General features: G+C 47.1%; 26 protein-coding genes and 5 tRNA genes. 17 read left to right on the top strand and 14 right to left on the bottom strand.

Annotation, left to right across the window (positions count from 1 at the left end):
- The first annotated feature begins 119 nt into the window (after nt 1-119).
- The 5 genes from BEG40_RS06375 (at nt 120) to ldtA (ending at nt 4,062) form a co-directional block, all read left to right on the top strand.
- On the top strand, nt 120-554 hold the full coding sequence (locus BEG40_RS06375) for a hypothetical protein (protein WP_000849061.1): 435 nt from the start codon (nt 120-122) through the stop codon (nt 552-554).
- 134 nt (nt 555-688) lie between these two features.
- The gene (gene cobU, locus BEG40_RS06370; RefSeq protein ID WP_000973186.1) at nt 689-1,234 is read left to right on the top strand and encodes a bifunctional adenosylcobinamide kinase/adenosylcobinamide-phosphate guanylyltransferase; all 546 of its coding nucleotides are present in this window, start codon (nt 689-691) and stop codon (nt 1,232-1,234) included.
- Entirely contained in the window at nt 1,231-1,974 is a 744-nt protein-coding gene (gene cobS, locus BEG40_RS06365; protein WP_010348811.1) for an adenosylcobinamide-GDP ribazoletransferase, read from the top strand. The genes cobU and cobS overlap by 4 nt, the downstream gene beginning before the upstream one ends.
- Before the next feature lie 11 nt (nt 1,975-1,985).
- The gene (cobT, locus tag BEG40_RS06360) at nt 1,986-3,065 is read left to right on the top strand and encodes a nicotinate-nucleotide--dimethylbenzimidazole phosphoribosyltransferase (RefSeq protein ID WP_001193771.1); all 1,080 of its coding nucleotides are present in this window, start codon (nt 1,986-1,988) and stop codon (nt 3,063-3,065) included.
- Nucleotides 3,066-3,126: 61 nt separating this feature from the next.
- The gene (gene ldtA, locus BEG40_RS06355) at nt 3,127-4,062 is read left to right on the top strand and encodes a L,D-transpeptidase (protein ID WP_000986312.1); all 936 of its coding nucleotides are present in this window, start codon (nt 3,127-3,129) and stop codon (nt 4,060-4,062) included.
- Nucleotides 4,063-4,117: 55 nt separating this feature from the next.
- Here ldtA and BEG40_RS06350 read toward each other — a convergent pair.
- Nucleotides 4,118-4,193: transfer RNA gene (locus tag BEG40_RS06350), tRNA-Asn, on the bottom strand.
- Between the two features lie 326 nt (nt 4,194-4,519).
- Between BEG40_RS06350 and nac the strand changes: the two genes are divergently transcribed.
- The 3 genes from nac (at nt 4,520) to BEG40_RS06330 (ending at nt 7,621) form a co-directional block, all read left to right on the top strand.
- On the top strand, nt 4,520-5,437 hold the full coding sequence (nac, locus tag BEG40_RS06345; protein WP_016231794.1) for a nitrogen assimilation transcriptional regulator NAC: 918 nt from the start codon (nt 4,520-4,522) through the stop codon (nt 5,435-5,437).
- 100 nt (nt 5,438-5,537) lie between these two features.
- A complete protein-coding gene (gene cbl / locus BEG40_RS06340; protein ID WP_105285081.1) occupies nt 5,538-6,488 on the top strand; it encodes an HTH-type transcriptional regulator Cbl in 951 nt (316 codons plus the stop codon).
- Between the two features lie 635 nt (nt 6,489-7,123).
- Nucleotides 7,124-7,621 carry a GNAT family N-acetyltransferase gene (locus BEG40_RS06330; protein WP_105285079.1) on the top strand — a complete coding sequence of 166 codons (498 nt, stop codon included), beginning with the start codon at nt 7,124-7,126 and terminating at the stop codon, nt 7,619-7,621.
- 271 nt (nt 7,622-7,892) lie between these two features.
- On the opposite strand, the gene BEG40_RS06325 is transcribed toward BEG40_RS06330, so the two are convergent.
- Nucleotides 7,893-8,777, bottom strand: a complete 885-nt coding sequence (locus BEG40_RS06325) for an integrase domain-containing protein (protein ID WP_105285078.1) — start codon at nt 8,775-8,777, stop codon at nt 7,893-7,895.
- 269 nt (nt 8,778-9,046) lie between these two features.
- On the opposite strand from BEG40_RS06325, the gene BEG40_RS21850 reads away from it, so the two are divergent.
- The gene (locus BEG40_RS21850) at nt 9,047-9,241 is read left to right on the top strand and encodes a hypothetical protein (protein ID WP_157945270.1); all 195 of its coding nucleotides are present in this window, start codon (nt 9,047-9,049) and stop codon (nt 9,239-9,241) included.
- Between the two features lie 533 nt (nt 9,242-9,774).
- Here BEG40_RS21850 and BEG40_RS06320 read toward each other — a convergent pair.
- Nucleotides 9,775-10,023 carry a helix-turn-helix domain-containing protein gene (locus BEG40_RS06320; RefSeq protein WP_021550957.1) on the bottom strand — a complete coding sequence of 83 codons (249 nt, stop codon included), beginning with the start codon at nt 10,021-10,023 and terminating at the stop codon, nt 9,775-9,777.
- Between the two features lie 112 nt (nt 10,024-10,135).
- Here BEG40_RS06320 and BEG40_RS06315 point away from each other — a divergent pair, with 112 nt between their 5' ends.
- Nucleotides 10,136-10,435 (top strand): helix-turn-helix domain-containing protein, encoded by a 300-nt coding sequence (locus BEG40_RS06315; RefSeq protein ID WP_105285077.1) that lies wholly within the window; start codon nt 10,136-10,138, stop codon nt 10,433-10,435.
- 101 nt (nt 10,436-10,536) lie between these two features.
- Nucleotides 10,537-10,806 (top strand): helix-turn-helix transcriptional regulator, encoded by a 270-nt coding sequence (locus BEG40_RS06310; protein WP_105285076.1) that lies wholly within the window; start codon nt 10,537-10,539, stop codon nt 10,804-10,806.
- 63 nt (nt 10,807-10,869) lie between these two features.
- Here BEG40_RS06310 and BEG40_RS06305 read toward each other — a convergent pair whose 3' ends face one another.
- The 5 genes from BEG40_RS06305 to yeeO all read right to left on the bottom strand — a co-directional run bounded on the left by BEG40_RS06305 (nt 10,870) and on the right by yeeO (nt 14,716).
- The gene (locus BEG40_RS06305) at nt 10,870-11,178 is read right to left on the bottom strand and encodes an addiction module antidote protein (protein WP_105285075.1); all 309 of its coding nucleotides are present in this window, start codon (nt 11,176-11,178) and stop codon (nt 10,870-10,872) included.
- A 3-nt stretch (nt 11,179-11,181) separates the two neighbouring features.
- On the bottom strand, nt 11,182-11,499 hold the full coding sequence (locus BEG40_RS06300) for a type II toxin-antitoxin system RelE/ParE family toxin (protein WP_105285074.1): 318 nt from the start codon (nt 11,497-11,499) through the stop codon (nt 11,182-11,184).
- Nucleotides 11,500-11,623: 124 nt separating this feature from the next.
- Complete coding sequence (locus tag BEG40_RS06295; protein ID WP_105285073.1) at nt 11,624-12,886, bottom strand: tyrosine-type recombinase/integrase; 1,263 nt, start codon at nt 12,884-12,886, stop codon at nt 11,624-11,626.
- 166 nt (nt 12,887-13,052) lie between these two features.
- Nucleotides 13,053-13,128 (bottom strand) — tRNA-Asn (locus BEG40_RS06290).
- Between the two features lie 100 nt (nt 13,129-13,228).
- The gene (yeeO, locus tag BEG40_RS06285; protein WP_077630371.1) at nt 13,229-14,716 is read right to left on the bottom strand and encodes a toxic metabolite efflux MATE transporter YeeO; all 1,488 of its coding nucleotides are present in this window, start codon (nt 14,714-14,716) and stop codon (nt 13,229-13,231) included.
- Between the two features lie 160 nt (nt 14,717-14,876).
- Between yeeO and BEG40_RS06280 the strand changes: the two genes are divergently transcribed.
- Nucleotides 14,877-14,952: transfer RNA gene (locus BEG40_RS06280), tRNA-Asn, on the top strand.
- Between the two features lie 84 nt (nt 14,953-15,036).
- On the opposite strand, the gene amn is transcribed toward BEG40_RS06280, so the two are convergent.
- The 3 genes from amn to BEG40_RS06265 form a co-directional block, all read right to left on the bottom strand.
- Nucleotides 15,037-16,491 (bottom strand): AMP nucleosidase, encoded by a 1,455-nt coding sequence (amn, locus tag BEG40_RS06275; protein ID WP_001060211.1) that lies wholly within the window; start codon nt 16,489-16,491, stop codon nt 15,037-15,039.
- 101 nt (nt 16,492-16,592) lie between these two features.
- The gene (gene shiA / locus BEG40_RS06270) at nt 16,593-17,909 is read right to left on the bottom strand and encodes a shikimate transporter (RefSeq protein ID WP_000378581.1); all 1,317 of its coding nucleotides are present in this window, start codon (nt 17,907-17,909) and stop codon (nt 16,593-16,595) included.
- Nucleotides 17,910-18,251: 342 nt separating this feature from the next.
- Nucleotides 18,252-18,341 (bottom strand) — tRNA-Ser (locus tag BEG40_RS06265).
- A 93-nt stretch (nt 18,342-18,434) separates the two neighbouring features.
- On the opposite strand from BEG40_RS06265, the gene mtfA reads away from it, so the two are divergent.
- Together mtfA and BEG40_RS06255 are read left to right on the top strand one after the other, a co-directional pair.
- A complete protein-coding gene (mtfA, locus tag BEG40_RS06260; RefSeq protein ID WP_016231792.1) occupies nt 18,435-19,232 on the top strand; it encodes a DgsA anti-repressor MtfA in 798 nt (265 codons plus the stop codon).
- A gap of 100 nt (nt 19,233-19,332) precedes the next feature.
- Nucleotides 19,333-19,408, top strand: a tRNA-Asn gene (locus BEG40_RS06255).
- Nucleotides 19,409-19,503: 95 nt separating this feature from the next.
- Here the strand turns inward: BEG40_RS06255 and BEG40_RS06250 are convergent.
- The gene (locus BEG40_RS06250; RefSeq protein ID WP_105285072.1) at nt 19,504-20,562 is read right to left on the bottom strand and encodes a glycosyltransferase family 9 protein; all 1,059 of its coding nucleotides are present in this window, start codon (nt 20,560-20,562) and stop codon (nt 19,504-19,506) included.
- A gap of 298 nt (nt 20,563-20,860) precedes the next feature.
- Nucleotides 20,861-21,712, bottom strand: a complete 852-nt coding sequence (gene hchA, locus BEG40_RS06245) for a glyoxalase III HchA (protein ID WP_105285071.1) — start codon at nt 21,710-21,712, stop codon at nt 20,861-20,863.
- A gap of 572 nt (nt 21,713-22,284) precedes the next feature.
- Between hchA and BEG40_RS06240 the strand changes: the two genes are divergently transcribed.
- On the top strand, nt 22,285-22,689 hold the full coding sequence (locus BEG40_RS06240) for a universal stress protein (RefSeq protein ID WP_016158469.1): 405 nt from the start codon (nt 22,285-22,287) through the stop codon (nt 22,687-22,689).
- Nucleotides 22,690-22,775: 86 nt separating this feature from the next.
- On the opposite strand, the gene ompC is transcribed toward BEG40_RS06240, so the two are convergent.
- Nucleotides 22,776-23,963: a porin OmpC gene (gene ompC / locus BEG40_RS06235; RefSeq protein WP_105285070.1), complete on the bottom strand. Its 1,188-nt coding sequence runs from the start codon at nt 23,961-23,963 to the stop codon at nt 22,776-22,778.
- 650 nt (nt 23,964-24,613) lie between these two features.
- Between ompC and drpB the strand changes: the two genes are divergently transcribed.
- Both drpB and BEG40_RS06225 read left to right on the top strand, forming a co-directional pair.
- Nucleotides 24,614-24,895 (top strand): cell division protein DrpB, encoded by a 282-nt coding sequence (gene drpB / locus BEG40_RS06230; RefSeq protein WP_016231791.1) that lies wholly within the window; start codon nt 24,614-24,616, stop codon nt 24,893-24,895.
- A 39-nt stretch (nt 24,896-24,934) separates the two neighbouring features.
- On the top strand, nt 24,935-25,630 hold the full coding sequence (locus BEG40_RS06225; RefSeq protein ID WP_105285069.1) for a phosphohydrolase: 696 nt from the start codon (nt 24,935-24,937) through the stop codon (nt 25,628-25,630).
- The last annotated feature ends 8 nt before the right edge of the window (nt 25,631-25,638 follow it).

Here is a 25,638-nt window from a genome sequence, read left to right as displayed (position 1 = left end):
TTTAGTTCATTCATTGTAGTGCCGACAGGCACCTGGGCTGCTCTCAATGCGCGGCAATCGTTTTTCATGGTATATCAGCCTGACCGTCATTACAGGAAACGAAGCGGAGGACGGGGGATATGAAAACGATAAAACCCGAATCGATAGCCCTTTTTTGCCTCTACTCTGGCGATATTAATCTGGCGAAATATCTGGCCGAAATGGTGCCAATGACCTGTTTTGTGGGTGAGGACTGGCAGCAAGGGTTCTTACCTTTTAAAGGTGGAGCAGTTCAATCGTTATCAGACGCGTATACAGATTATTCAGTGCTGTTATTGATTGCTGAAAACGGGGCATCCATACCAGAAAGCTTCTCTCATCCTGATGGCGCGACGGTAATTTTAATCACACAGCATAATGCCCGTTTGCTGGCTGGTCCGGCTGGTGGGGCAGTAGCATTAATCCATTATCTGAATGAAATGTGTCAACACAGAGAAAATGTTGCCAATGAGGCATTCTGTCAGACGTTTACACAGGGAAAGCGGACTATTTCACAACACCGCCTTCATTCGTAATGGATTGAGAACGCTGGATTTTTATTTTCATTACGCGCAGTATTAATTGCGGAAATGTTATTACGATCAGCAACGATGGCGCAACCATGGTTCTGGTCAATGAATACCATCATACAATTGAGCCAGGAGTCCGTATGATGATTTTGGTGACGGGTGGTGCACGGAGTGGGAAGAGTCGGCACGCCGAGAGGCTTATCGGGGATACACCACAGGTTCTGTATATCGCCACTTCGCAAATCCTTGATGATGAGATGGCAGCACGGATTGAGCATCATCGGCAGGGGCGTCCGGCGCACTGGCGCACGGTGGAACGCTGGCAACAGCTTGATGAGTTAATTAATGCCGACATTAATCCGCAGAACGCTGTGTTGCTGGAATGCATTACGACAATGGTGACTAATCTGTTGTTTGATTATGGCGGCGATAAAGCCCCTGAAGAATGGGATTATGTGGCGATGGAGCAAGCGATAAATGGCGAGATTCAGTCGCTGATTGCTGCCTGTCAACGTTGCCCTGCAAAGGTCGTATTAGTGACCAATGAAGTGGGAATGGGTATTGTGCCGGAGAATCGTCTGGCGCGACATTTTCGTGATATTGCCGGGCGAGTGAATCAGCAACTGGCCGCTGCGGCAGATGAAGTATGGCTGGTGGTTTCGGGTATTGGAGTAAAAATCAAATGAGTAAATTATTTTGGGCGATGCTCTCTTTCATTACGCGTCTGCCTGTACCGCGTCGTTGGTCCCAGGGGCTGGATTTTGAACATTATTCTCGCGGTATCATTACTTTTCCTTTAATTGGTTTATTGCTTGGCGCGATTAGCGGGCTGGTTTTCATGGTGTTGCAGGCATGGTGTGGCGTACCGCTGGCGGCACTGTTTAGCGTGCTGGTTCTGGCGCTGATGACCGGAGGATTCCACCTGGACGGCCTTGCCGATACCTGTGATGGCGTATTTTCTGCACGTAGCCGAGATCGTATGTTGGAAATCATGCGTGATAGCCGTTTAGGCACCCACGGCGGTCTGGCATTGATTTTTGTTGTGCTGGGAAAGATTTTGATTTTGAGCGAGCTGGCTCTACGTGGTGAGCCGATTCTGGCATCGCTGGCAGCAGCATGTGCTGTCAGCCGAGGGACTGCCGCATTATTGATGTATCGTCATCGTTATGCCCGGGAAGAAGGGCTTGGCAATGTGTTCATTGGCAAAATTGATGGGCGACAAACCTGTGTAACCCTCGGCTTAGCCGTGATTTTTGCTGCTGTATTACTGCCAGGTATGCATGGTGTGGCTGCTATGGTGGTGACGATGGTGGCAATTTTCGTCCTCGGTCAGCTTCTCAAACGTACTCTGGGCGGGCAAACCGGCGATACGCTGGGAGCTGCCATAGAGCTTGGTGAGCTGGTATTTCTGCTGGCGCTGCTATAAAGAGAAGCAACATGCAAACACTTGCCGATTTACTGAATACGATCCCGGCCATCGATCATGCTGCTATGTCACGCGCACAACGGCATATTGACGGGTTACTCAAACCCGTCGGTAGTCTGGGAAGGCTGGAGGCGCTTGCCGTACAACTGGCAGGAATGCCGGGGTTGAATGGTGTTCCTCATGTGGGTAAAAAAGCGGTAGTTGTTATGTGCGCCGATCACGGCGTCTGGGATGAAGGTGTCACTATTTCCCCGAAAGCGGTGACAGCCATTCAGGCCGAAAATATGCTACGCGGAACAACCGGCGTGTGTGTTCTGGCAGCACAGGCGGGGGCTAAAGTTCATGTAATTGATGTAGGGATAGATACTGCGGAGCCAATACCCGGACTTATCAATATGCGTGTCGCTCGAGGTAGCGGCAATATTGCTTCAGGTTCTGCAATGAGCCGCTGTCAGGCTGAAGAGTTGCTTCTGGAAGTCATTCGTTATACGCGTGAACTGGCGAAAAATGGCGTCACGCTGTTTGGCGTGGGTGAGCTGGGAATGGCAAACACGACGCCGGCTGCGGCGATAGTCAGCACAATTGCGGGACGCGATCCCGAAGAGGTGGTTGGTATTGGCGCAAACCTGCCGACAGATAAACTGGCAAACAAAGTTGATGTTGTTCGTCGGGCAATTATGTTGAATCAACCGAATCCGCTGGATGGTGTTGATGTACTGGCAAAAGTCGGTGGATTTGATCTGGTCGGAATGGCTGGCGTGATCTCAGGAGCCGCTTCCTGCGGTTTACCCGTGTTGCTGGATGGCTTTCTTTCTTATGCCGCCGCGCTTGCTGCGTGTCAGATGTCGCCTGCAATCAAACCGTATCTTATTCCTTCCCATTTGTCGGCAGAAAAAGGGGCGCGTATTGCGTTGTCGCATTTGGAGCTGGAGCCTTATCTCAATATGGAAATGCGTTTAGGTGAGGGGAGTGGCGCAGCTCTGGCGATGCCCATCATCGAAGCTGCTTGCGCGATATACAACAACATGGGCGAACTTGCTGCCAGTAATATTATTCTACCGGGGAATACAACTTCAGAATTGAACAGTTAAAAACGAAAAGTCTGATAAAAGCTATACTTATCGGATGGCTTTCGCGACTTAGGAAAGGGATATGATGCGTCGTGTAAATATTCTTTGTTCATTTGCTCTGCTTTTTGCCAGCCATAATAGCCTGGCGGTAACTTATCCATTACCCCCAGAGGGGAGTCGTTTAGTGGGGCAGCCACTTACAGTAACGGTTCCCGATCACAATACCCAGCCGCTGGAAACTTTTGCCGCGCAGTACGGACAAGGGCTGAGCAATATGCTGGAAGCGAATCCGGGGGCTGATGTTTTCTTGCCGAAGTCTGGTTCGCAGCTCACCATTCCGCAGCAACTGATTTTGCCCGCCACTGTGCGAAAAGGGATTGTGGTTAACGTCGCCGAGATGCGTCTGTATTACTACCCACCAGACAGTAATACTGTGGAAGTGTTTCCTATTGGTATTGGTCAGGCTGGACGAGAAACCCCGCGTAATTGGGTGACAGCCGTTGAGCGTAAACAAGAAGCACCAACCTGGACGCCAACCCCTAACACTCGTCGTGAATATGCAAAGCGTGGGGAGAGCCTGCCTGCATTTGTCCCAGCCGGACCCGATAATCCTATGGGGCTGTACGCTATTTATATCGGCAGGTTATATGCCATTCACGGTACTAATGCCAATTTTGGGATTGGCCTACGGGTAAGCCAGGGCTGTATTCGTCTGCGCAATGACGATATCAAATATCTGTTTGATAATGTTCCGGTAGGGACGCGCGTGCAAATTATTGATCAGCCAGTGAAATACACAACGGAGCCGGATGGTTCAAAGTGGCTGGAAGTTCATGAGCCGCTGTCGCGCAATCGTGCAGAATATGAGTCCGACCGAAAAGTGCCATTGCCGGTGACGCCTTCCTTGCGGGCGTTTATCAACGGACAAGAGGTCGATGTGAATCGCGCGAATGCTGCGTTGCAACGTCGATCGGGAATGCCAGTGCAAATTAGCTCTGCTTCAAAGCAGATGTTTTAAAATAGCTGTTGTATAAAAAGCAAAAAGCCTGCTCGAAAGCAGGCTTTTTTGAATCTGGCTCCTCTGACTGGACTCGAACCAGTGACATACGGATTAACAGTCCGCCGTTCTACCGACTGAACTACAGAGGAATCGTGAGAACGGGGCGCATATTAATGGCAGTATATGGCGATGTCAAAGGGGGAAATGCATTTTTTTGTTCGTTTGCTGCCAATTTCAACAAAACGATGAACTTTCAATCTTTTTAATCATGTTCCATCGTGGTGCATGACATCCTTTCATGGGGCAGGAAATGCTTCTCCTGGCTTAAAGAGCCAATGACGAAACAATCATAATCTCTTATTTGACGGGCGATTAGCTTTCGTATCAACGCCAAAACGAAACTGGCAAGTATCTTGCAATCTGGTTGTTAGTAATGTCGGCACTCGGGCTGACGCTTAAAAAAACCGGAGGCACCATGAACTTTAGACGCCTGAAATACTTCGTCAAAATTGTAGATATTGGTAGCCTGACTCAGGCTGCTGAAGTATTGCATATAGCACAGCCTGCGCTCAGTCAGCAGGTTGCCACGCTGGAAGGTGAGCTAAATCAGCAACTTTTGATTCGCACAAAACGTGGCGTTACGCCGACAGACGCCGGCAAAATTCTCTATACCCATGCGCGGGCAATTTTACGTCAGTGTGAACAGGCCCAACTGGCGGTGCATAATGTAGGTCAGACATTGTCAGGTCAAGTCTCGATTGGCTTTGCGCCTGGAACCGCCGCGTCATCTATCACCATGCCTTTATTACAGGCGGTACGCGCTGAATTTCCAGAGGTCGTTATCTATCTCCATGAAAATAGCGGTGCTGTGCTTAACGAAAAACTTATAAACAACCAGCTTGATATGGCGGTGATTTATGAGCATTCCCCTGTGTCTGGCGTATCCAGTCAGGCTTTGTTAAAAGAAGATCTGTTTCTTGTCGGAACTCAGGATTGCCCAGGGCAAAGCGTTGATGTTAATGCGATAGCGCAAATGAACCTCTTCCTTCCCAGCGATTACAGTGTAGTAAGACTTCGTGTTGATGAAGCTTTTTCCCTACGCCGGCTTACAGCGAAAGTCATCGGTGAAATTGAGTCTATCGCCACGCTTACCGCTGCGATTGCCAGCGGTATGGGCGTTGCAGTATTACCTGAATCGGCCGCACGTTCGTTATGTGCCGCAGTTAACGGTTGGATGTCACGTATTACCACACCTTCAATGAGTCTCTCGTTGTCATTAAACTTACCCGCCAGATCAGGTTTATCGCCACAGGCGCAGGCAGTGAAAGAGCTGTTATTGTCAGTGATTAGTTCTCCAGCCATGGAAAAAAGACAATGGCAATTGGTGAGCTAAACGTTATACCTGGATGGAATAAGATGCGGGTTTTTATTATTTGTTATGCCGGGCATTAGACTCTAACAATAATGGATGTCTTATATGCCCGGAGTTTACCGTGAATTTCCAACAACTAAAGATAGTCCGCGAAGCTGCCCGTCAGGATTACAATCTGACAGAGGTCGCGAATATGCTCTTTACCTCACAGTCAGGTGTCAGTCGTCATATTCGAGAGCTGGAGGATGAACTTGGTATCGAAATATTCGTTCGTCGTGGCAAGCGGCTGCTTGGTATGACTGAACCGGGTAAAGCATTACTGGTCATTGCAGAACGTATTCTGAATGAAGCCAGTAATGTTCGTCGGCTTGCAGACCTGTTTACCAACGACACATCTGGCGTACTCACTATTGCAACGACGCACACTCAGGCTCGTTACAGCTTGCCTGGGGTCATTAAAGCCTTCCGCGAACTATTCCCCGAAGTGCGACTCGAGCTTATCCAGGGGACGCCGCAGGAAATTGCTAGCCTGCTACAAAACGGCGGAGCTGATATTGGTATAGCCAGTGAGCGTTTGAGCAATGATCCCCAACTCGTCGCTTTCCCCTGGTTTCGTTGGCATCATAGTTTGCTCGTTCCTGTCGATCATCCTTTAACACAAATTACGCCATTGACGCTGGAATCAATAGCGAAGTGGCCGTTGATCACTTACCGACAGGGAATTACAGGCCGCTCGCGTATTGATGATGCATTTGTCCGCAAAGGTTTACTGGCAGATATTGTATTGAGTGCTCAGGATTCTGATGTCATCAAAACCTATGTCGCCCTCGGTTTGGGGATAGGATTAGTTGCCGAACAATCCAGCGGTGAGCAAGAGGAAGAGAATTTAATTCGTCTGGATACTCGCCATCTTTTCGATGCCAGTACCGTCTGGTTGGGTCTGAAGCGAGGACAACTGCAGCGTAACTACGTCTGGCGCTTTCTGGAACTGTGCAATGCTGGATTGTCGGTTGAGGATATTAAGCGGCAGGTGATGGAAAATAGTGAAGAGGAAATTGATTATCAGATATAGCAAAAAGCCCGCTATCAAAGCGGGCTTTTCAGAATCTGGCTCCTCTGACTGGATGCGGGTATTGCCGTATTTTATTGAATTTTAATGATTTTTATAAGTGAAGTAAAAATAAGGCCCTCAGAAAGGCCCCAGGGATATTTTTGCTTAAAAAGATGATGTAAATCATATTTTCAGGGACTGTTACCTAGATGCCTTAAAACCAACGAGAGGTTGTTATTCCTGACGTATATCGGGGATTCAACAGACATACAGAAACATAAATTTGCACCAGCTTTGATATGGCTGGCTTCACCAGATCCTGTCGCTGCAAAAGTCCATGATTGCACCAGATTCTGTGGGATTACATCGATCTGCGCCAGCGTTGGCCCTTTGGATTGTAGCCCTTTCAGGTAAGGTGCTGTTACCCTTAGCTGGTCCTTACCCTTAGCCCTTTTCCTTTTGACTGTCGACTCTGTGCCAAATGCGGACATTTCAAATGTCATAACAGCTGCTAATGAATCATGGGATACGATTAATTCTTTAATCGCTATAAGAATAATTTCGCTTACTCACTGTTACTTTTTTATATTTTAAATCGATATAAAAAGGCGTAATATCCATAGTTTAGTCAATTATATGTAAAGAGAGTTTCGAAGATGGACGAAATAGTAGTATCCAAGAGCCCTAATAATTGCGATGTAAACGAGTTGGAAATATTCAAAAAACTAGTAATCGAGGGGGCCGAAGTCGATCCTGTGGGACTAAGTAGAAGGATATTGGATGCTGAACATCTGTTCTTTATCTATGCCCAGAAAGAATGCGTTGGTATTGGTGCAATTAAGCGTCCAGGAGCAGAGTATAAATTAGGCTCTTTTGAAAAGGCAGGCGTTTCCGAGCAAGAAAAATACGAATATGAGTTAGGATGGGTCTATGTCAATGAAAAAATGCGAGGGCGAAATCTAGGGGGTATATTAATGAAGTCAATATGTAATCACATGTCTGAGAATTTATCAGGTAAAGGATGCTTCGGCACTGTTCGTCAAGATAATAAAAGCATGCAGTATTTATTCGCAAAGTATCATTTCTCAAAGCCCGGCCATTCATATAAAAGCAGAAGGGGCGATTATTTTCTAGATCTATATGTAAAGAAATAATCAGCCTAGACATTCCGATAACTCAGTTAATTGTGTTTTTTCCATAATAGGTCAACGTCACTTAACCACAGACATACACTTTCAGCGGAATAAAATTGAGCAAGAAGCTAAACATTCCAAACTCTGCTTCTCGCTCATAACAGCCAGAGGTTATGAGCGTTTATCTAACTCCATCGCGCCGTTAGTTCCCGAAAAAAAACAGGATTAGCCTGTTTCGGTGCGGGTACTATGCACACCGCAACAATTATTCCTCGCGCCATTCATGAAATCGTTATTTCTCTTTCCACTTGTAGCCATACACCTGCTTCACCCAACGCCCACGCCCATCACCGTGGCCCAAATCTGTAGCCGTCATCGCCAGAGATTCCTTCTCACTAAACCCCTGCGCCAGATAATGACGGATCGCATCCTGCGCCCACGCATACCGCAGGGAGTGCGGGGAAAATTCGCCCGTCAGCCCGACTTTAGTCGCCTGTTTGTGCCAGTGATCCATCGCTGTTTTGAGATCGGGTTTGTCAATCAGCCTGCCATTACGCTGTTTTGTAACTAGCAATGCTTTCTCCAGCGCCTGTCTGACTGCGCCAGTATCCAGGACTGTCGTATAGCGCGGACGCCCGCCTTTGGTGCCAAACACCACTTTCAACCGTGTTTCCCCGCGAGAAAGGGTCTTCAGCCATGTTTTCAGCGACTGTGAACTCTGTACCGCTTCCTGCGAACGCAATCCCATCAGCCGCGCAATCTCCAGCGCCGCCGTCAGTCCTGCATCCTCAGCACGGGCTTTTTCCATTACCTGCTGATAATGCTCCGGCGTAATGGCGCGGCGTGTGCCGTTGCGCGACGCACCCGACAGCCCCAGCGCCTTGTTGGTCAGGCGCAGATGTTCCACCACCTGGCGGCGTCCCGCCTGTCTCAGCACGGCCCGCAACGCTGCCATCTCATTTTGCAGCGTGCGTAAACCGATATCCTGCTCCAGCCGTTCCTCAATGTAACATTCGATATGGCGAACCTTGATCTGCTCCACCCGCTTGATCTGGATATTCAGCGCCCGTAAATGCTCACTGAACCGTTTTGTAATATGGATACGGTCATCCACCGTTTTGAAGCTACCACCGCCTTTTTTCGCCAGTGCCTTCATTTCGCTGCTTAATTTGCTCATGACTTCCCCCTGACCTACAAAAACAAACAGTCTCCGGCGTGTGCTTTTTGGCTGCGCCAGAACGATACCTTCACGCCGGAGTAGCTGGTTGTTGAGGTTTAGGGAGTTTCAGGCTGTACGCGGTACAGACTGCCTGCCGAAGCAGGGGTGTCTCCGGGGCGTCGTGCCCCCCTCGGTATCGATCTTTTTCTCCTTTACTCTGGCCCGGAAAGGGCATGTCAGTTGGCGGGAATATGGCGCAGGCCGGATAATCCGGAGCTTGCGGCGGTGTGTTGTGCGGCGTCACTTTGCTTTTCGCTGACGCGATCAAAGTGACGCCTCGTCTGGTGCTGGGCGTAAACATTGCGTTTCTGGTGCAGGATGACGGTCACGCGGCAGCAAAGCCTTCGGCAATGCAGGCCGCAGCCCGTCATGTAAAAGGTGCCGGTAATCAGCAGGGTATGAGTCAGCCGTTCAGCCAGTGAAGAGCGATGACGACAGAATTGTCCGGGGTGCAGGAAGACGGCTACGCGGCAGTAAAGCCTGACGGCAATACATGCCGCAGCCCGTCATGTAAAGGGCGCTGGTAATCAGCAGGGTAAAAGTGGGCCGAAGAAATTCCGGCAAAAAGAAACCTTTCAACCAGTGAAGGTCGTTGCTGTTAAGCGATGACGATGAAGCCGTCCGGTGTATGTACTCTTAGCCTCAAACGCTTTCGCGTTCCGGTATTGCGGAGGTCGTACCGGTAGCGGGGGGCTGGTCGTCCTGATAAATCAGGGGCTTCTTGCAGACCATGAAGCCAAAGGGGCTGTCAACCGACAGCTTATTGCAGGAGGGAGATTACACCGTTATTTCTGGTGCAGAAAGGGGAAACTCATTTTTTTGGAAATAGAGTTTCCCCTTGAATTTGTGGGAAATTTGTGAATAGCGCACTGCCGCGCTTCGCTTGTCGTCTCCCGGTGTGCGATCAGCCACAGGCTGAGCACACACCGGGAGAGTCGATTTTGCTGTATCAGATTCATCGCTTTCGCATGATCCTTTCCAGGCGATCACCATTGTTATCAAAGTACCTCGAAGGCCAGATGATTTCTGGTGATATTTCCAGCGCATCAGCAATGAGTTTTTCTCCGCGCGGCCACGGGCGGGAAAGCGCATTTGCCAGTGTGCTGGAGGACAACCCGGCCTCACGCGACACCGCAGCGAGAGACGTTCCTTTCTTTCTTAACCCGGCAATGATATCTGCCGGGTGCCAGTCATCTTTATTCATCGTTTTCCCCTGTTTCCAAATCTGATTTTTCTGACTTTAGGAACTCTAAAGGCAATGAATCTTAAGGAATGCTAAAGATGGTGTCAATGTAACTATTAAGCAAACGGGTTATATGATCCCTGAACGACTAAAAGCCGCGAGGCTACGGGCCAATCTCACTCAGGAGCAACTGGGCGTTCGCGCTGGCATCGCCGAAGATACGGCCTGTTCCCGGCTTTCTCAGTATGAAAGTGGAACACATAAGCCCACGTTCAAAATGGTTTGCGCTTTTGCTCGTGTACTAAACGTTCCTGAATGTTATTTCTATACACTGGAAGATGGTTTCGCCGAGGCGGTTTTAAGGCTGTATGTTGGTGAAATAGTGCAGTGGAATATGAAAACAGGGATCGCTATTAATCCAGAACAGGCATAGGTTCCTTGTGTTGCCTGCCCATCTTTATGAACTCTAAAGAAAAACATTCTTGAGGAATGCTAAAGATTACCGTCATAAATTCAAACTGATGGTAATTTTCAATGATCCCCAAACGCTTAAAAGAGGCCAGGCTACGGGCTAAACTCACTCAGGAAAAATTGGGGGTATTGGCCGGAATTGAAGAAGCTACGGCTTACTCCCGCCTCTCGCATTACGAGAACGGCACACATAAGCCGACTTTTGATCTTGTTTGTGAATTTGCTCGCGTGCTCAATGTACCAGAATGTTATTTCTACACGGTTGATGATGATTTTGCTCAGGCGGTGCTGGATCTTCATGCCCGTTGGACAAAGGATGCTACTGAAAGGTAGATCGCAGAAAATAAAAAACCCTGCTGGTGAGGCAGGGTTCCTTAACAGTAAATGTAAATCCGTTCAGGCACTTGCCAGCGCAGAGAACTGAAAACCTGCGGCGTGAACAACGCTGCGGAGTGTTCTCAGTGTCGGGTTGCCGGTCGGGGAGAGCGTGCGGTACAGCGATTCACGCGATACACCGGCTTTCTGGGCAACCGTCGCCATTCCTCCCCGCGCTTCAACAACATGGCGTAACGCGAGTAAAAAAGCCTCCTGACCGCCATCTTCATCCATATCAAGAAATGCCTGATGCAGATAAGCCTGAGCAAAGGCCGGATCTTCCCGGAGCGCCTCCACCATAACATCATCATATAAACGTTCTTTCGCCATACATCACCTCTTCAAATAGTCTTTGAGGCAGCGAATAGCCTCATCTATATCTGCATCCTGCGTGCGCTTGTCGCCAGCCAGAAGCAGCAGGACAACTTCCCCATCCACCAGGCTGTAATAAACCCGATATCCGGCCCCTTGATCTATCCTGAGTTCCCAGACACCTTCCCGGCAGGGCTTGTGGTCGCCAAAATTGTCCGAAGCCATCCGGTTGATCCGGGAAGCGATCTTTGCCTTCGCGATGGGGTCGCGTAACCCTTTAAAAAACTCTGCATACAGATCCCGCCCGTCGGCAGTTATGTAGGTCTTTATCGTTTTCATAGAAGATAGTAGCTTAAAAGCTACTTTATATCCAGTAGGTTTAGTTTAAAAGCTACAGTCAGCATCGACATTTGAAATGCACAAAGGGGGAATATACCTTTTCCCCCTCTGATGCTTTGTTAACTTACGACGCCTGTTTCAGTCGTCGGGCATACTGGTAAGCCGAAATATACCCGTCATTATTTGCATCAAGATAATCAGACCACCACTGCATCATCTCGATCCGCTCCTCCAGATATTCAGCCTTGTGAATATACGCGGCGCGAACGCTGTTTGTTTCCTGGTGGCTCATCTGCTTTTCAATGGCCTGTTTGCTCCACAAACCCGACTCACTCAGCGCACTACAGGCCATCGCCCGGAAGCCATGCCCGCAGACGTCTTTTTTGGTGTCATAGCCCATCACCCGCAGCGCCTTATTCACGGTGTTGTCGCTCATGCACTTGTCCTGGTCGTACTCGCCGGGAAAAATAAAGGCCAGATGCCCGGAGAGAGCTTCGATCTGTCTGAGGATCGCAATCGCCTGATCCGACAGCGGCACGATATGCTGAATTTTCATTTTCGAGCCACGATAAGAGAAGCGCACGTTTTCAATCTGCTCGCGTTCTTCCGGGATCACCCACAGCTTTTGCTGCCAGTCGATTTCACTCCAGCGGGCAAAGCGTAACTCGCTGGAGCGCACAAAAAACATCAGCGACAATTTAAGGGCGTATTTGGTCAGCAGCCTGCCGCAGTAGCTATCCGTGCGGGTTAAAAGCTCAGGCAATTTGTCCAGCGACAGGGCCGGGTAGTGATTCGTTTCTGGCGCGGCAAACTCACCGTCCAGATACAGCGCCGGGTTCGCTTTGAGTAACTTCTTTTTCATCGCGTAGTGCATGATATCGGTGACGTAGTTTTTCAGCCGCGCGGTGATTTCCAGAAAGCCTTTACTCTCCACCTTACGCAGCGTGAACAGCAAATCCTCCGTTTCGATTTCTTCGATAAAACGATCCCCGATATCCGGGAAAACGTACATCTCCAGCCTGCGCATAACGGTTTTTGCGTAATGCTCAGACCAGCGTTTGTGCTCGCCATGCCAGTTGGCGGCGATCTGGCTGAACGTCTGCCCGTTTTTCCGCTTCTGCTTCTCCGTCTGCTTCACCGCAGCAGGATCGACGCCTGCATGAATATTATTGCGTGCCGTTTCGCGCAGGCGGCGAGCCTGCAACAGCGAGATCTCCGGGTAGGGGCCGAAAGCTAACTTTTTCTCTTTCCCGTCGATGCGGTACTTCATATACCAGAGTTTTGAGCCATTAGGTTTGATCAACAGGTACAGTCCAGAACTGTCTGTCATTTTGAAGGGTTTGTCAGAGGGTTTAGTCTTGCGAATAGCGGTGTCTGTTAATGCCATAGCGTGGGGGCTCCGTTTGCTCACCGAACCGTGAGGCCCCTGATTAGGCCCCCAAAAACTATGGATGTCAAGAAACCCGATAGCCTCTTGCGAGACAACCGGGTAAAGATAAGTTCTTGTTTTTTAACCATCTTGAGACTCATAGAGATGTCTCAAAACTAGAATCTGGCTCCTCTGACTGGACTCGAACCAGTGACATACGGATTAACAGTCCGCCGTTCTACCGACTGAACTACAGAGGAATCGTGAGAACGGGGCGAATAGTAACGATGCCTATCCGCATTGTCAAAGCCTGTTTTTTAATTTTGAAATCGTTTGCTGAAATATTCTGCGTTTTGTCGTTTATTCCGACACGGCTGGCTTTTTTTCACACTTTTCATGTTCAGTGCGAGGATATTTCCATAGCCAGCGCCCGGTCACCATCCGCCAGTAAAACAACACAGCACGCACGGCCCAATCGGCAAACATCCCCATCCAAACACCAACCACGCCCCAGCCAAGCATAATTCCCAGCGCATAACCTACTACCACTCGGCATCCCCACATGCTCAACATAGAAACCCACATGGCATAGCGGGCATCACGAGCACCTTTAAAACCCGCAGGTAATACCCATGAGGCGGACCAAATAGGCATAAACAACGCGTTTAGCCAAATAAGAATCACAACCACGTGTTTAACCTGGGGATCCTGGGTATAAAACGACGCCATAACCCCCGCAAAAGGAGCCGTTAACCAGGCTATCGCTGTTAACCCAAGGGTGGACAACCAGAAAACATGCCTCAACTGTATTTCTGCTTGCGCTATCTGCCCTACTCCCAGCCTTCGACCAGTAATTATCGTAGAAGCAGAACCGAGCGCACTCCCAGGTAAATTGATAAGAGCCGCAATCGAAAAAGCGATAAAATTCCCGGCAATAACGCTGGTTCCCATACCGGCAACAAACATTTGTGTTAATAACCGGCCACTGGTAAATAATACTGATTCAACACTCGCTGGAATACCAATTCCCATAACTTCCCAGATAATGCTGAAATTCAATGGCTTAAAATAGCTCTTTAACGAGATTCGTAGCGCAGGATTAAAGCCAATCGCCAGTACCCACAAAATTGCAATTGCGCCAATATAACGGGAAATAGTTAATCCCAGCCCAGCCCCAACAAACCCCAACCCCTGCCAGGAGAAAAGCCCGTAAATCAATATACCGCTAATAATAATATTAAAAATATTCATGCTACCGTTTATAAGTAACGGTATTTTCGTATTCCCGGCACCACGAAGTGCCCCACTGCCAATCAAGGTGATGGCAGCGGCTGGATAACTGAGCACCGTCAGTTCCAGATAAGTCAACGCCAGTGCTTTAACCTCTGTCGTGGCATCACCTGCAACAAAATCGATAATTTGCTCACCAAAATGATGAATGAGAATTGCCAACAGCACGGCAAATAACGTCATGATCACCAGTGATTGCCGTGTTGCTACTCTGGCTCGCCGTCGATCACGTTTACCGAGACTAAATGCCACAACGACAGTAGTACCAAGATCGATAGCAGCGAAAAAGGCCATAATGACCATATTGAAGCTGTCCGCCAACCCAACGCCCGCCATCGCATCTTTTCCCAGCCAACTGACCAGAAAAGTGCTCAGCACGCCCATCAACAGGACACAGGCATTCTCCATAAAGATAGGAACAGCAAGCGGAGTTATTTCTCGCCAGAACAACACTTTGTAACTCTTACGTTTTGAGTGCCAGCGAGTGTGGCGAACAACCTGGCGTAAAGCTGAGGGGATATTCAAAGCCGACCTTAATTGCAGAAAGTGAAACCACATTTCAAATAATGAGGGAGAATCAGAAAAGCTGCAAAGATTTTCGCCGACAAATTGTCTGCAAATGCAACAAACTGTTGATAGAAACGGCAAACGGTTGAGGAACTTAAAAAACAGGTTTGACAAAAGATTTTTCGCCGTTAAGATGTGCCTCAACAGCGATTCCTCTGTAGTTCAGTCGGTAGAACGGCGGACTGTTAATCCGTATGTCACTGGTTCGAGTCCAGTCAGAGGAGCCAAATTTTGAAAAGCCCGCTTTGATAGCGGGCTTTTTGCTTTTAACATCCTTCACATCTTTTCCTGACGCAAAGGATCTGGGCTTATTATCGGAACGGCGGCTCATTAAAGGTTCGTAGTTTACGGGAATGCAGTCGATCGCCTTCAGCGCGCAGTAAATCAATTGCCCGGATGCCAATCTGTAGGTGTTCGGAAATTGCACCTTCATAAAAACGATTAGCCTGGCCGGGAAGTTTAATCTCACCATGCAATGGTTTATCTGAAACACACAGTAGCGTCCCGTATGGCACGCGGAAACGGTATCCTTGTGCTGCAATGGTTGCACTTTCCATGTCAATCGCTACGGCCCGACTTAAGTTAAAACGAAGTGCAGAAGCCGAGTAACGCAATTCCCAGTTCCTGTCATCAGTAGTTACTACAGTGCCAGTACGTAGCCGCTGTTTAACTTCCTCACCCGGCCTGCCACTGACCAATTTGGTGGCGTCATAAAGCGCGCGTTGCACTTCAGCAATGCTGGGAATAGGGATATCGGGCGGCAAAACTGCATCAAGAACGTGGTCATCACGTAAATAAGCATGTGCAAGCACATAATCACCAATGGACTGGCTTTCACGTAATCCACCGCAGTGACCAATCATCAGCCAGACATCCGGGCGTAGCACCGCCAGATGATCGCAGATGGTTTTAGCATTTGACGGACCCACGCCAATATTCACCAGAGTAATACCCTGACCATCGGCAGTGATTAAATGCCATGCTGGCATCTGGTGTTTTTTCCATGCGAGGTCAGAAATCGCCTCTTCAGGGGCTTCTGTTTCGGCGGTGATCCATATCCCTCCAGCACAGGAAAGAGCAATGTAGGGACTATCAGGATCGAGGATCTGGCTGCACCCCCAACGAACGAATTCATCCACATAACGTGTGTAGTTGGTAAACAAAACGAATGGCTGAAAATGTTCGACGGGCGTGCCGGTATAATGGCGTAACCGCGCGAGGGAAAAATCTACCCGGCGCGCATCAAAATGCGATAGCGGAGAAAATTCCGTTGGATGATAAATGCCGTCTGCAGTTTCATCGCCAATTTGCGCCAGTTCTGTTGTCGGGAAGTAACGTGTTAACCCGGCGCTCATCGATCGATCAAGTGTCAGTTCAGAGCCATCAATGACATAGGGATAGGGGATTTCATGCTGCGAGGGTTGCACGGAGATGTGCGCACCATAATCTTGATACAGCAACGTTAGTTGTTCATTGAGATACGAACGAAAGAGAGCAGGGCGGGTAATAGTGGTGGTATAGCTGCCAGCGTGAGTAAAACGTCCAAATGCGCGTGTTTTGGGAGGATTTGTGGCGCAGCCGTCCCATGTCACGGTCAATGATGGATAGACAAAAAGACCTTGCTTGCGGGCGTTTTCATCAGGCAATTCGCCACTTTTAATATATTTTCCAATGGCATTGCGTAAAGCGACTACAGATTGCTCATACAGCGCGTCAAGTTTATCCAGTGCCTGAGCTGGGGTCAGACCGGAGCCCTTATTATTCATGTGTGTCTCCTGTTCCATACAATTACCGCACATCCGATAGTATGTCACAGGAATGTGAAACAAAAGTGTAAGGCGAAGATCGAATGATCTTCGCCAGACCATCAGATGCGTTGATTGTCTTTCATCAACAAAGCGGTTATTGCGGAAATCAGGCATCCAGCCAGCAAATAAATTGCGACGCTATGCCAGTCCCCGGAAAAATAAGTAATGAGGGCGGCGGCAATAAAAGGGGTAAACCCACCACCAACCACACTGGCAACTTGATATCCGACCCCGGCGCCGCTGTAGCGATAACTGGCACCAAACATCTCTGTGAACATCGGTTGCTGCACACAAACCACCATGTCATGCGCAATATTCGCCAACATAATGGAGAAGAAGACTATCCAGAAAATGGATTGAGCCTCGAGCGCCATGAAGAAAGGAAACGCGCTTAAGGTTCCGATAACTGCGCCAGTGATATAAACCCTGCGGCGACCAAAACGATCGGCAAGCCAGGCAAAACAGGGAATTGTCAGGCAGCTTAACCCTCCCACAAGCAAACCAATATTCAGGAATAATTCGCGTGGCAGCCCCATATTCTGGGTTGAGTAGTTAAGCGCAAAGGCGGTAACGATATACATCGTCAGCAACTCGCACAGTCGCAGCGCAATAATCTTCAGAAAAGCCCCTGGATGTCGTAACAGTGCCTGGATAACAGGGATTCGCTTTTTCACTGCCGCTTGATTATGTTGCTGTTGCTCAAATTCAGCGGATTCCTCCATGCCATTACGCACCCACAATGCCCCCAGCACCAGTACGGTGCTAAACAGGAAAGGAATGCGCCAGCCCCAGCTCAAAAACTGCTCGTCAGTGGTCATCATACTAATCAGCGAAACCAGTCCAGTTGAAAGCAGCAACCCTACACCGTAGCCAACTTGTACACCGCTACTGTAAAAGGCTTTTTTATTTTTCGGCGCGCTTTCAACGGACAGCAATGCTGCGCCTCCCCATTCGCCGCCGACGGCAAATCCCTGAATAGCACGCAGCGTCACCAGTAAAATTGGTGCCCACCAGCCAATAGTCGAGAATGAAGGAAGAATACCAATCAATGCTGTTGCGATCCCCATCATCCAGACAGTCAGCATCAACATGCGTTTACGCCCCAGGCGGTCGCCAAAATGACCGAAAATGACACCTCCAAGCGGACGGAAAAGGAATCCGACACCAAAAGTGGCAAACGCTGCGAGAGTTCCCATTGCCGGACTCACTTGCGGGAAAAACTCTCGATTAAATACCAGTGCGGCAGTAATGCCATAGAGTAAAAAATCGTACCAGTCGACGACGGCACCGGCAAAACTGCCTAGCGCAGCTCGTCGGGCGCGACTTAACGAAAGCGTTCCTTCATCGGGACGCGTGGAGATGAGCGTGGAGTCCATAGTGTTCCTGTCTGTACTGTCTTTTTATAATTAGTATGGAAAAAGGTAACTCACATTGCCGTCGATCTATAAACGAACCTTATGAGACTACCGCGACAGAGAGCATCTGCAAATATTTTTATACCCGAAAATGAGCATGGAGGACGGATAGGGGCTACTGTAATGTGCTGGAAACGAAGAAAATTGTGGATTCAGGTGCGTATTAGAAATCAAAAGACAGAAAAATGTGATCGCTAAGGTAGCACTGGTTACTTGTTGGCGTTATTTTCGCAGATGAATTTTTCGAATTTTCTCAATGAGATTTGTGTCACTGACACGGGATGGGCTAATTGCTTGAATGATTGGCGGAGAGAGGGGGATTTGAACCCCCGGTAGAGTTGCCCCTACTCCGGTTTTCGAGACCGGTCCGTTCAGCCGCTCCGGCATCTCTCCGTTCAGATTGTTGCAATGATGCCAGGAAATTTGGCATTTTAACAGTCCCTGTCCGTGCAATTTTGTTCAAGTGACGAGTTTGCGAGCAAAACGATGATTAAGTGGCCCTGGAAAGTACAAGAAACCGTTCATGATGATGCAATTCCGTGGAAGGAAGCTTTGTCGATACCTCTTTTGACAAGTTTGACTGAGCAGGAGCAAAACAAATTAGTCACTCTTGCTGGACGTTTTTTGCAACAAAAACGGTTGGTTCCTTTACAAGGGGTTGAACTTGACGCTTTGAAAAGCGGTCGTATCGCCTTGCTGTTTTGTTTACCTGTTATGGAGCTGGGGCTGGAATGGCTGGATGGTTTCCATGAAGTGTTAATTTACCCAGCGCCATTTGTGGTAGATGATGAATGGGAAGACGATATAGGACTGGTACATAATCAACGCATCGTTCAGTCAGGTCAAAGCTGGCAGCAAGGCCCCATCGTACTGAATTGGCTCGATATACAGGATTCTTTCGATGCCTCTGGGTTTAATCTGATTATCCACGAAGTTGCACATAAACTGGACACCCGGAACGGCGATCGCGCCAGTGGTGTCCCCTTTATTCCTTTACGTGAAGTCGCGGGCTGGGAACACGATCTTCACGCGGCGATGAATAACATTCAGGACGAAATTGAATTAGTGGGCGAAAATGCCTCCAGCATTGATGCTTATGCCGCCAGTGACCCTGCAGAATGTTTTGCCGTGCTTTCCGAATACTTTTTTAGCGCCCCGGAGCTTTTTGCTCCTCGCTTCCCCTCGCTGTGGCAACGTTTCTGCCAATTTTATCAGCAGGAACCGCTGCAAAGACTGCGAAATGCGAATGAACGAGGCACATATTCAGCACCAGATGCTCATTAAACATCAATTTTGTTGCTTAATTAATCGATTGAAATAACGTGTGAATTTTAGTGTTGACACTCGCAGTGCCACTCAGTAATATTCGCCTCGTTCTCACGATTCCTCTGTAGTTCAGTCGGTAGAACGGCGGACTGTTAATCCGTATGTCACTGGTTCGAGTCCAGTCAGAGGAGCCAAATTTTGAAAAGCCTGCTTTCGAGCAGGCTTTTTGCTTTTCAACGTTAGCCATAACCGGGTTCGTATCTAACCTCCCTTAAATCTGATAACTACATCAGGGCTGAATTTTTGCGATAATTCTTTTTATCGTATTTCTGAATTCATCCAGATTGATGTGATCAATATTTTTCCCTACCACAATCGTCTCTGAAATATCTGCCATAGCAGGCCAGCGTGTTTTATAATCGGCATATACTGCGATGACAGGAATATTATAAGCACTTGTCATATGTAAAATAGAAGTATCAGGTGTTATTGCGAGAAAAGCATCTTTTATGATGGCGGCAGAACGTGGTATTGAAGGCGGTAATGATAAATTATAGACATTGTCAAAACACTGCGTTAGTTCTACTGCTTTTTCAGTACCATTCGGGCCATGAACAATGACAATTGGCATATTTATTTCATTTTTAATTATAGCTATTAGTTTTTGAGCTATTGAGCCTGAAAAAGTTCTCTCCTGAATACTACCATCAAGATTAAGAGCAATATATGCACCCAATGAGGTAAGTTCATAACGCACTTCGTTTCTTACCTCTTCACTGATAGGCAGTTCAAATAAGGGGCGGACAGGCGGAAAACCAGCTTCTCGCATCATGAATGCCCATGTCATTGGTACTGGCGCCCGAAGAGACTGGTCCATTTTCGACGCCGATTTACATAAGGAGGAATAACATTTCATTGTTAAACCCACAACTTGTAAATTGGTTTTGGCTTTTAAATGACTTATGAACAACATTGTCTTCAGGTTTTTCTTGCGCATAGCTTCAATGCAGAGATCCGGTGTACCGTATTGCTCTCTTATACTTTGCGCCAGAATTTTTATTTCGCTAAAGCTGGCATGATCCTGCATTGTCATACTGACTAATGTTAATTTAGTCTCCTTAAGACAAAGCGAATCAAAAACGGCTTTATTAATTGTAGATGTGACAATTAATAAATGTTTTATTTTATGTGATTCCAGCGATCTAATTATGGGGTAAATAGCCATTGCATCACCAATTTGGTCGGGGATATGAATGACCACAAATTCAGTATTTGCAATATTGATATTGGCACATGAATAATCATAATAACTGAATGCAATGCGTCTAAAAATTGACACTAACGACATTTCCAACCTCGCTTCCCTACTGGTTAAAACGTGATGGAGTTTATCAGAGATAGTCGTTTTCTAAAATCGCTAAATAGCGAGATAATACATAATTTATTTCTATTATTAATTTTTAATTATTCAATTAAATTATGTTTGTATCGCAAAAATACTTGTATTGCATAGCTTCAATGTACATTTCAATCTGAAGTCGATGCTAAGTGAAGGTAAGAGAAGAGATAAAACGTCAGCAATCAGAGTGATTATCTAAGTGGGGGAAATACCCCCACTTTTTTACTATACCGTAAGTGATGTCCGATTAACCCTGGTACGCAGCCAACATTTCCTGTGCTGCGAGTTTACCCAGTGCATTTGCCGCAAAAGGACTGTCTCCGGTGAGAAGTTTACGATCCTTATGTACCCGGCCAGTAATATCATCATTGATGATATTCATTCCCATTTTTTTCAGTTCTTCACCAAAGTACCAGGTCAGATGACCAGGCATATAGCCAATATCTGGCGTTTGTTTATCTGCGGCGTCAGGGAACGCACAAATGGAATAACCGTTTAGTGGGTTATCGCCATGGCGAAGCGCCAGAAACGCAGCCGGACCATGGCAGAGGGAGATAACAAAACGGTCATTTTCAACTGCCCATTTTAAAGCGGTTGCAACTTCTTTGCTTTCCGGTAAGCCAATGAGAGCGCCATGACCGCCGGGAACAAAAATTGCTGCGTACTCGCTGTCTGCGTTCAAGCTGGCGACAACATCTGCTAATTTCTTCGGTTTGCGGAACAAAGATTTATGTTGCTCAAAGAATGGCATCACTTTTTCATCTTTGTGCGGCATAGCCCAGTATTCAAACTTCGTCATCAGGCCGGAAATGGTCGCAACTTCAAACTCGAAACCTGCTGCATACAGGTGATACAGCGGCAGCAGCGTTTCAATCGGATGGTTGCCCGTTGAGAAAAGTTTACCGTTATCGGTCGGCAAATAGCGTTCGTCAGCGGCGATCACCAGAATTTTGTGCTTGCCGCTATACGGTTTTGGATAGTCCACACCATCAAGGTCAGATACCGGACTGGTATATTGGCTAAGCGAAAATTCTGAAGGGAAGAACGCATTATCTTCAGCAATATCGATCTGCGGATTCTTACTTGTTTGAACAGTCATAGTGTATTCCTTATTGTTACTTAGGTAGGTTAGTCACTATATTCGCGACTGAGCTGGGTGCTATATTTAACCAGGAGCGTAAAATGAGTCAATATACCGAAAGCGGTAGGGGAGGATGTTAAATACGGTTGGGGAAACACACAGCTATTATCGAATAGTGATCTCACCGATTCCACCTTATTTGCAATAAAAAACTCAAAGTGTAGCAATGTATTTTAGTTCATTTTTCAGAAAAGATGAGATTGCATACCCTCGTCATAGTGGGGGATTGCAAGATTCGTCGATAAGATTTTTAGCAAAAAAATAATGATGAAACTGCCCTGTAAGGCCATTAGTCGCGAAAAAATGATGATCCAGATTAAGGTTTAACTGATGACAGATATGATTAATTACATGTCATCAGATGTGATAATTACAGGAGCTGCCTGGAGCTGCTCTGCCAGGAGCGGCTAAGGCGCAGTTGATTTAATGTGCCCAATGATGCTGTATTTATGGCGTAAGTATAAAATTTAACAGATAAATTAATAATAATGTAAATTCTTTTTATATTCAGATGTTTTCAGGGATTTTCTATGTACCGAAATATTGTTATTCCGGTGAATGTCTTTTCCCGGGATGATAGAGAGCAAGCATTTTATCATGCGCAATTTTTCGCCAATGTTTCATCAGGGCATGTTCATTTGCTTGGCTTTATACCGGAGTATGTAAGGATACTGGAGCGGGGATATGTTTCTGACATGCATCGTCTGGAATATGTGCTACGTGATCAGGCTTTGCGCCGTTTAGCTACACTGGCAGAACAGTTGGTTTTGCCTGAAGGGTTTATCCATACCTATGTTTATTTTGGTACTCTTCCGGAAGGAGTGAAAGAGCTGGCTGAACAGCAACTGGAAGATGTTATTGTGCTGGGAGCTACTCAGGAATTGGGTTTTGTCGATATGCTACGGCAGTTTAGCGTGCCGCTGTTGCTGATTTGATGACGATAAAAAAACCTGAGTTCGATGAGTGACGAACTCAGGCGGGTATTAGGTTTTACAGTAACACGCCGAGGCGCGTTGGCTGATTAGAACTGGTAGACTAAGCCTACAGCAACGATATCATCGGTCGCGATGCCGTTTGCTTTGTAGAAGTCATCATCGTTGTCCAGCAGGTTGATTTTGTAATCAACATAGGTGGACATGTTTTTGTTGAAATAGTAGGTTGCACCGACTTCAACGTATTTAACCAGATCTTTGTTGGTGTAATGATGATTCCCCTGGCTGTCGAAGTTATCACCATTCAATCCGCCTAAATCCTTACCTTTAGATTGCAGGTAAGCGATGGACGGACGCAGACCGAAGTCGAACTGATACTGAGCTACAACTTCAAAGTTCTGTGTTTTGTTAGCGATTGCATCAGCGTCACCATAACCCGTCATATTACGAGTTTCAGCATACATGGCTGCTAAGTAAACGTTATTAGCGTCGTATTTAGCGCCAACGGTCCAGGCTTCCGCTGTTTCACCGCCTGCTGTTGCATCGAAGCGGTCTCCGTAACGAGTATCATGATAACCTTTGTGAACCTGATTATCGGTACGGTCAGAGTTAGAATATGCAGCACCCAGGCTCAAACCGAAGTCGAAGTCATAAGAGGTGGACATACCGAAACCGTCACCATTTTCTTTAGACAGTTTACGGCCATTACCATTACCTGAACCTTCTTGGTCAAATAATCCGCTTTTTTCGTTATTACCCTGATACTGGAGAGCAAAGTTCAGCCCATCAACCTGACCAAAGAAACCATTGTTACGATAGGTTGCTACGCTGTTAGCACGGCCGTTCATGAAGTTGTCGGCGCCAGCATAAGTATCGCCACCAAATTCAGGCAGCATATCGGTCCATGCTTCGATGTCATAAACTACACCGTAGTTACGACCATAGTCGAAAGTGCCGTTCTGACCAAAACCTAAACCTGCAAATGCCAGACGGGTAGCAGTATTACCCTTGTCGCTTTCAGGACCGTTTGCGCCAATGTTAAATTCCCACTGACCGTAACCAGTGAACTGATCTGCGATCTGAGTTTCACCTTTGAAACCGATACGGGCATATGACATGTCGCCATCGCTGCCAGAATCATCAGAGAAGTAGTGCAGTCCAGCTACTTTTCCGTATAAATCCAGTTTATTGCCATCTTTATTATAGACTTCAGCCGCATTTGCTGCGCCAGCAACTAATAACGCCGGGACCAGCATTGCCAGAACTTTTCTTTTCATTATGTATTCCCTTGTGATTATAATCTTCATGAATATAACAATAAGTGCCGTTATCCAAAAAAAAGCACATTTGGATACTATTCCATGAAGTTCATTTTATTTTAAAGATTACATGTAACAAATGTGTTTAAAAGATTTCAAAATGTTTCCAACCTATTTAATATAATTCAAAGTTATGAATTGCAAACAAAGCTATTCATAAGATTTATGGATTTATATCAAATAGTTATTGGTTTTTTATAAGAATGGATTGAGTCAATGATTGTTTCGCTAAAACTCGAGTGTGATCTTGCGCACATTATAAAATGACATAAAAAAAAGCCGGCTTCATGCCGGCTCAAAAATATAAACAAGACGATAAAAGGCTAATAACGGAGTTATCATGACACAGAAAACAAAAAAGGTATAATTGTATTCCTCGCTAATATATTTAATTAGTGAATTAATAAAACCACGATCAAAGTTAAATAAAAATTTTTATGACTGTTTTTCCAGTAATTATTGCCATTGAACAAAAATCATCTATTTGTTCAAAAAATGAGTGAGTCTTGACTGGCTCATCTAATGTGGAAAAATGTGACCTTTATCACATAACAACATGAAGTCTGAATTTTCCGGTTTAACTTAATATGGAGCATGGTTCGACAACAATGGAAGAAAGACTCTCTCGCAGCCCTGGCGGCAAACTGGCTTTATGGGCTTTCTATACATGGTGTGGCTATTTTGTCTGGGCGATGGCGCGTTACATCTGGGTAATGAGTCGGATCCCCGATGCCCCCGTGTCAGGATTTGAAAGTGATTTAGGTTCAACTGCGGGAAAGTGGTTAGGTGCGTTAGTGGGATTTTTATTTATGGCCATGGTCGGGGCATTGTTAGGTGGTATTGCCTGGTACACCCGACCACGGCCTGCGCGAAGCAGACGCTATGAGTAAAAACTGCTAAGGTTGCGACCCTTTGGCAGCGGAGCGCGTATGAACTTACAACACTGGAAGGCACAATTTGAACGTTGGTTGAAAAATCATCATACACACCAGGACGCAGCTCATGACCTGTGTCATTTTCGTCGCGTCTGGGCGACAGCGCAGAAACTGACGGCAGATGAAGACGTCGATATGCTGGTCATTTTAACCGCCTGTTATTTTCATGATGTCGTGACTCTGGCGAAAAATCATCCGCAACGGCAACGTTCCTCATTACTGGCAGCAGAAGAGACGCGTCGCATTTTAAGTGCGGAATTTGCTGATTTTCCGCCAGAGAAAATAGACGCCATTTGCCATGCCATCGCGGCACACAGTTTCAGCGCGCAAATTACGCCTTTAACGGTGGAAGCCAAAATCGTGCAGGATGCAGACCGGCTGGAAGCATTAGGTGCGATAGGTCTGGCGCGCGTGTTTGCAGTTTCAGGCTCATTGGGGGTGGCGCTGTTTGACGGTGAAGATCCGTTCGCGCAACGTCGCCCGCTCGATGATAAACGCTACGCGCTGGATCATTTCCAGACGAAGTTGCTGAAACTACCGCAAACTATGCAAACGGCAAAAGGTAAACTGCTGGCACAACATAATGCCCGTTTTCTGGTGGAGTTTATGGCTAAGCTCAGTGCCGAACTGGCGGGCGAGAATGAAGGTGTGGATCATGCGGTGATTGATGCGTTTTCGCCGGCTGACTGACCGCGTAG

It is taken from the genome of Escherichia sp. MOD1-EC5495, from assembly GCF_002965965.1.
Taxonomy (GTDB): Bacteria; Pseudomonadota; Gammaproteobacteria; order Enterobacterales; family Enterobacteriaceae; genus Escherichia; species Escherichia ruysiae.
The sequence above is the reverse complement of the archived record's forward strand: the minus strand, read 5'-3'. Positions and strand labels throughout refer to the sequence as shown.

Bases quoted from the DNA above. Each gene is read 5' to 3' on its own strand.
- BEG40_RS06295 (WP_105285073.1), bottom strand. From the start codon at position 12,886: ATGGCATTAACAGACACCGCTATTCGCAAGACTAAACCCTCTGACAAA.
- cobT (WP_001193771.1), top strand. From the start codon at position 1,986: ATGCAAACACTTGCCGATTTACTGAATACGATCCCGGCCATCGATCAT.
- BEG40_RS06225 (WP_105285069.1), top strand. From the start codon at position 24,935: ATGAACTTACAACACTGGAAGGCACAATTTGAACGTTGGTTGAAAAAT.
- BEG40_RS06375 (WP_000849061.1), top strand. From the start codon at position 120: ATGAAAACGATAAAACCCGAATCGATAGCCCTTTTTTGCCTCTACTCT.
- BEG40_RS06310 (WP_105285076.1), top strand. From the start codon at position 10,537: ATGATCCCCAAACGCTTAAAAGAGGCCAGGCTACGGGCTAAACTCACT.
- nac (WP_016231794.1), top strand. From the start codon at position 4,520: ATGAACTTTAGACGCCTGAAATACTTCGTCAAAATTGTAGATATTGGT.
- hchA (WP_105285071.1), bottom strand. From the start codon at position 21,712: ATGACTGTTCAAACAAGTAAGAATCCGCAGATCGATATTGCTGAAGAT.
- drpB (WP_016231791.1), top strand. From the start codon at position 24,614: ATGGAAGAAAGACTCTCTCGCAGCCCTGGCGGCAAACTGGCTTTATGG.
- BEG40_RS06305 (WP_105285075.1), bottom strand. From the start codon at position 11,178: ATGGCGAAAGAACGTTTATATGATGATGTTATGGTGGAGGCGCTCCGG.
- ldtA (WP_000986312.1), top strand. From the start codon at position 3,127: ATGATGCGTCGTGTAAATATTCTTTGTTCATTTGCTCTGCTTTTTGCC.
- shiA (WP_000378581.1), bottom strand. From the start codon at position 17,909: ATGGACTCCACGCTCATCTCCACGCGTCCCGATGAAGGAACGCTTTCG.
- ompC (WP_105285070.1), bottom strand. From the start codon at position 23,963: ATGAAAAGAAAAGTTCTGGCAATGCTGGTCCCGGCGTTATTAGTTGCT.
- cobU (WP_000973186.1), top strand. From the start codon at position 689: ATGATGATTTTGGTGACGGGTGGTGCACGGAGTGGGAAGAGTCGGCAC.
- BEG40_RS06300 (WP_105285074.1), bottom strand. From the start codon at position 11,499: ATGAAAACGATAAAGACCTACATAACTGCCGACGGGCGGGATCTGTAT.
- mtfA (WP_016231792.1), top strand. From the start codon at position 18,435: ATGATTAAGTGGCCCTGGAAAGTACAAGAAACCGTTCATGATGATGCA.
- BEG40_RS06240 (WP_016158469.1), top strand. From the start codon at position 22,285: ATGTACCGAAATATTGTTATTCCGGTGAATGTCTTTTCCCGGGATGAT.
- BEG40_RS06325 (WP_105285078.1), bottom strand. From the start codon at position 8,777: ATGAGCAAATTAAGCAGCGAAATGAAGGCACTGGCGAAAAAAGGCGGT.
- amn (WP_001060211.1), bottom strand. From the start codon at position 16,491: ATGAATAATAAGGGCTCCGGTCTGACCCCAGCTCAGGCACTGGATAAA.
- cobS (WP_010348811.1), top strand. From the start codon at position 1,231: ATGAGTAAATTATTTTGGGCGATGCTCTCTTTCATTACGCGTCTGCCT.
- yeeO (WP_077630371.1), bottom strand. From the start codon at position 14,716: ATGTGGTTTCACTTTCTGCAATTAAGGTCGGCTTTGAATATCCCCTCA.
- BEG40_RS06315 (WP_105285077.1), top strand. From the start codon at position 10,136: ATGATCCCTGAACGACTAAAAGCCGCGAGGCTACGGGCCAATCTCACT.
- BEG40_RS06250 (WP_105285072.1), bottom strand. From the start codon at position 20,562: ATGTCGTTAGTGTCAATTTTTAGACGCATTGCATTCAGTTATTATGAT.
- BEG40_RS06320 (WP_021550957.1), bottom strand. From the start codon at position 10,023: ATGAATAAAGATGACTGGCACCCGGCAGATATCATTGCCGGGTTAAGA.
- BEG40_RS06330 (WP_105285079.1), top strand. From the start codon at position 7,124: ATGGACGAAATAGTAGTATCCAAGAGCCCTAATAATTGCGATGTAAAC.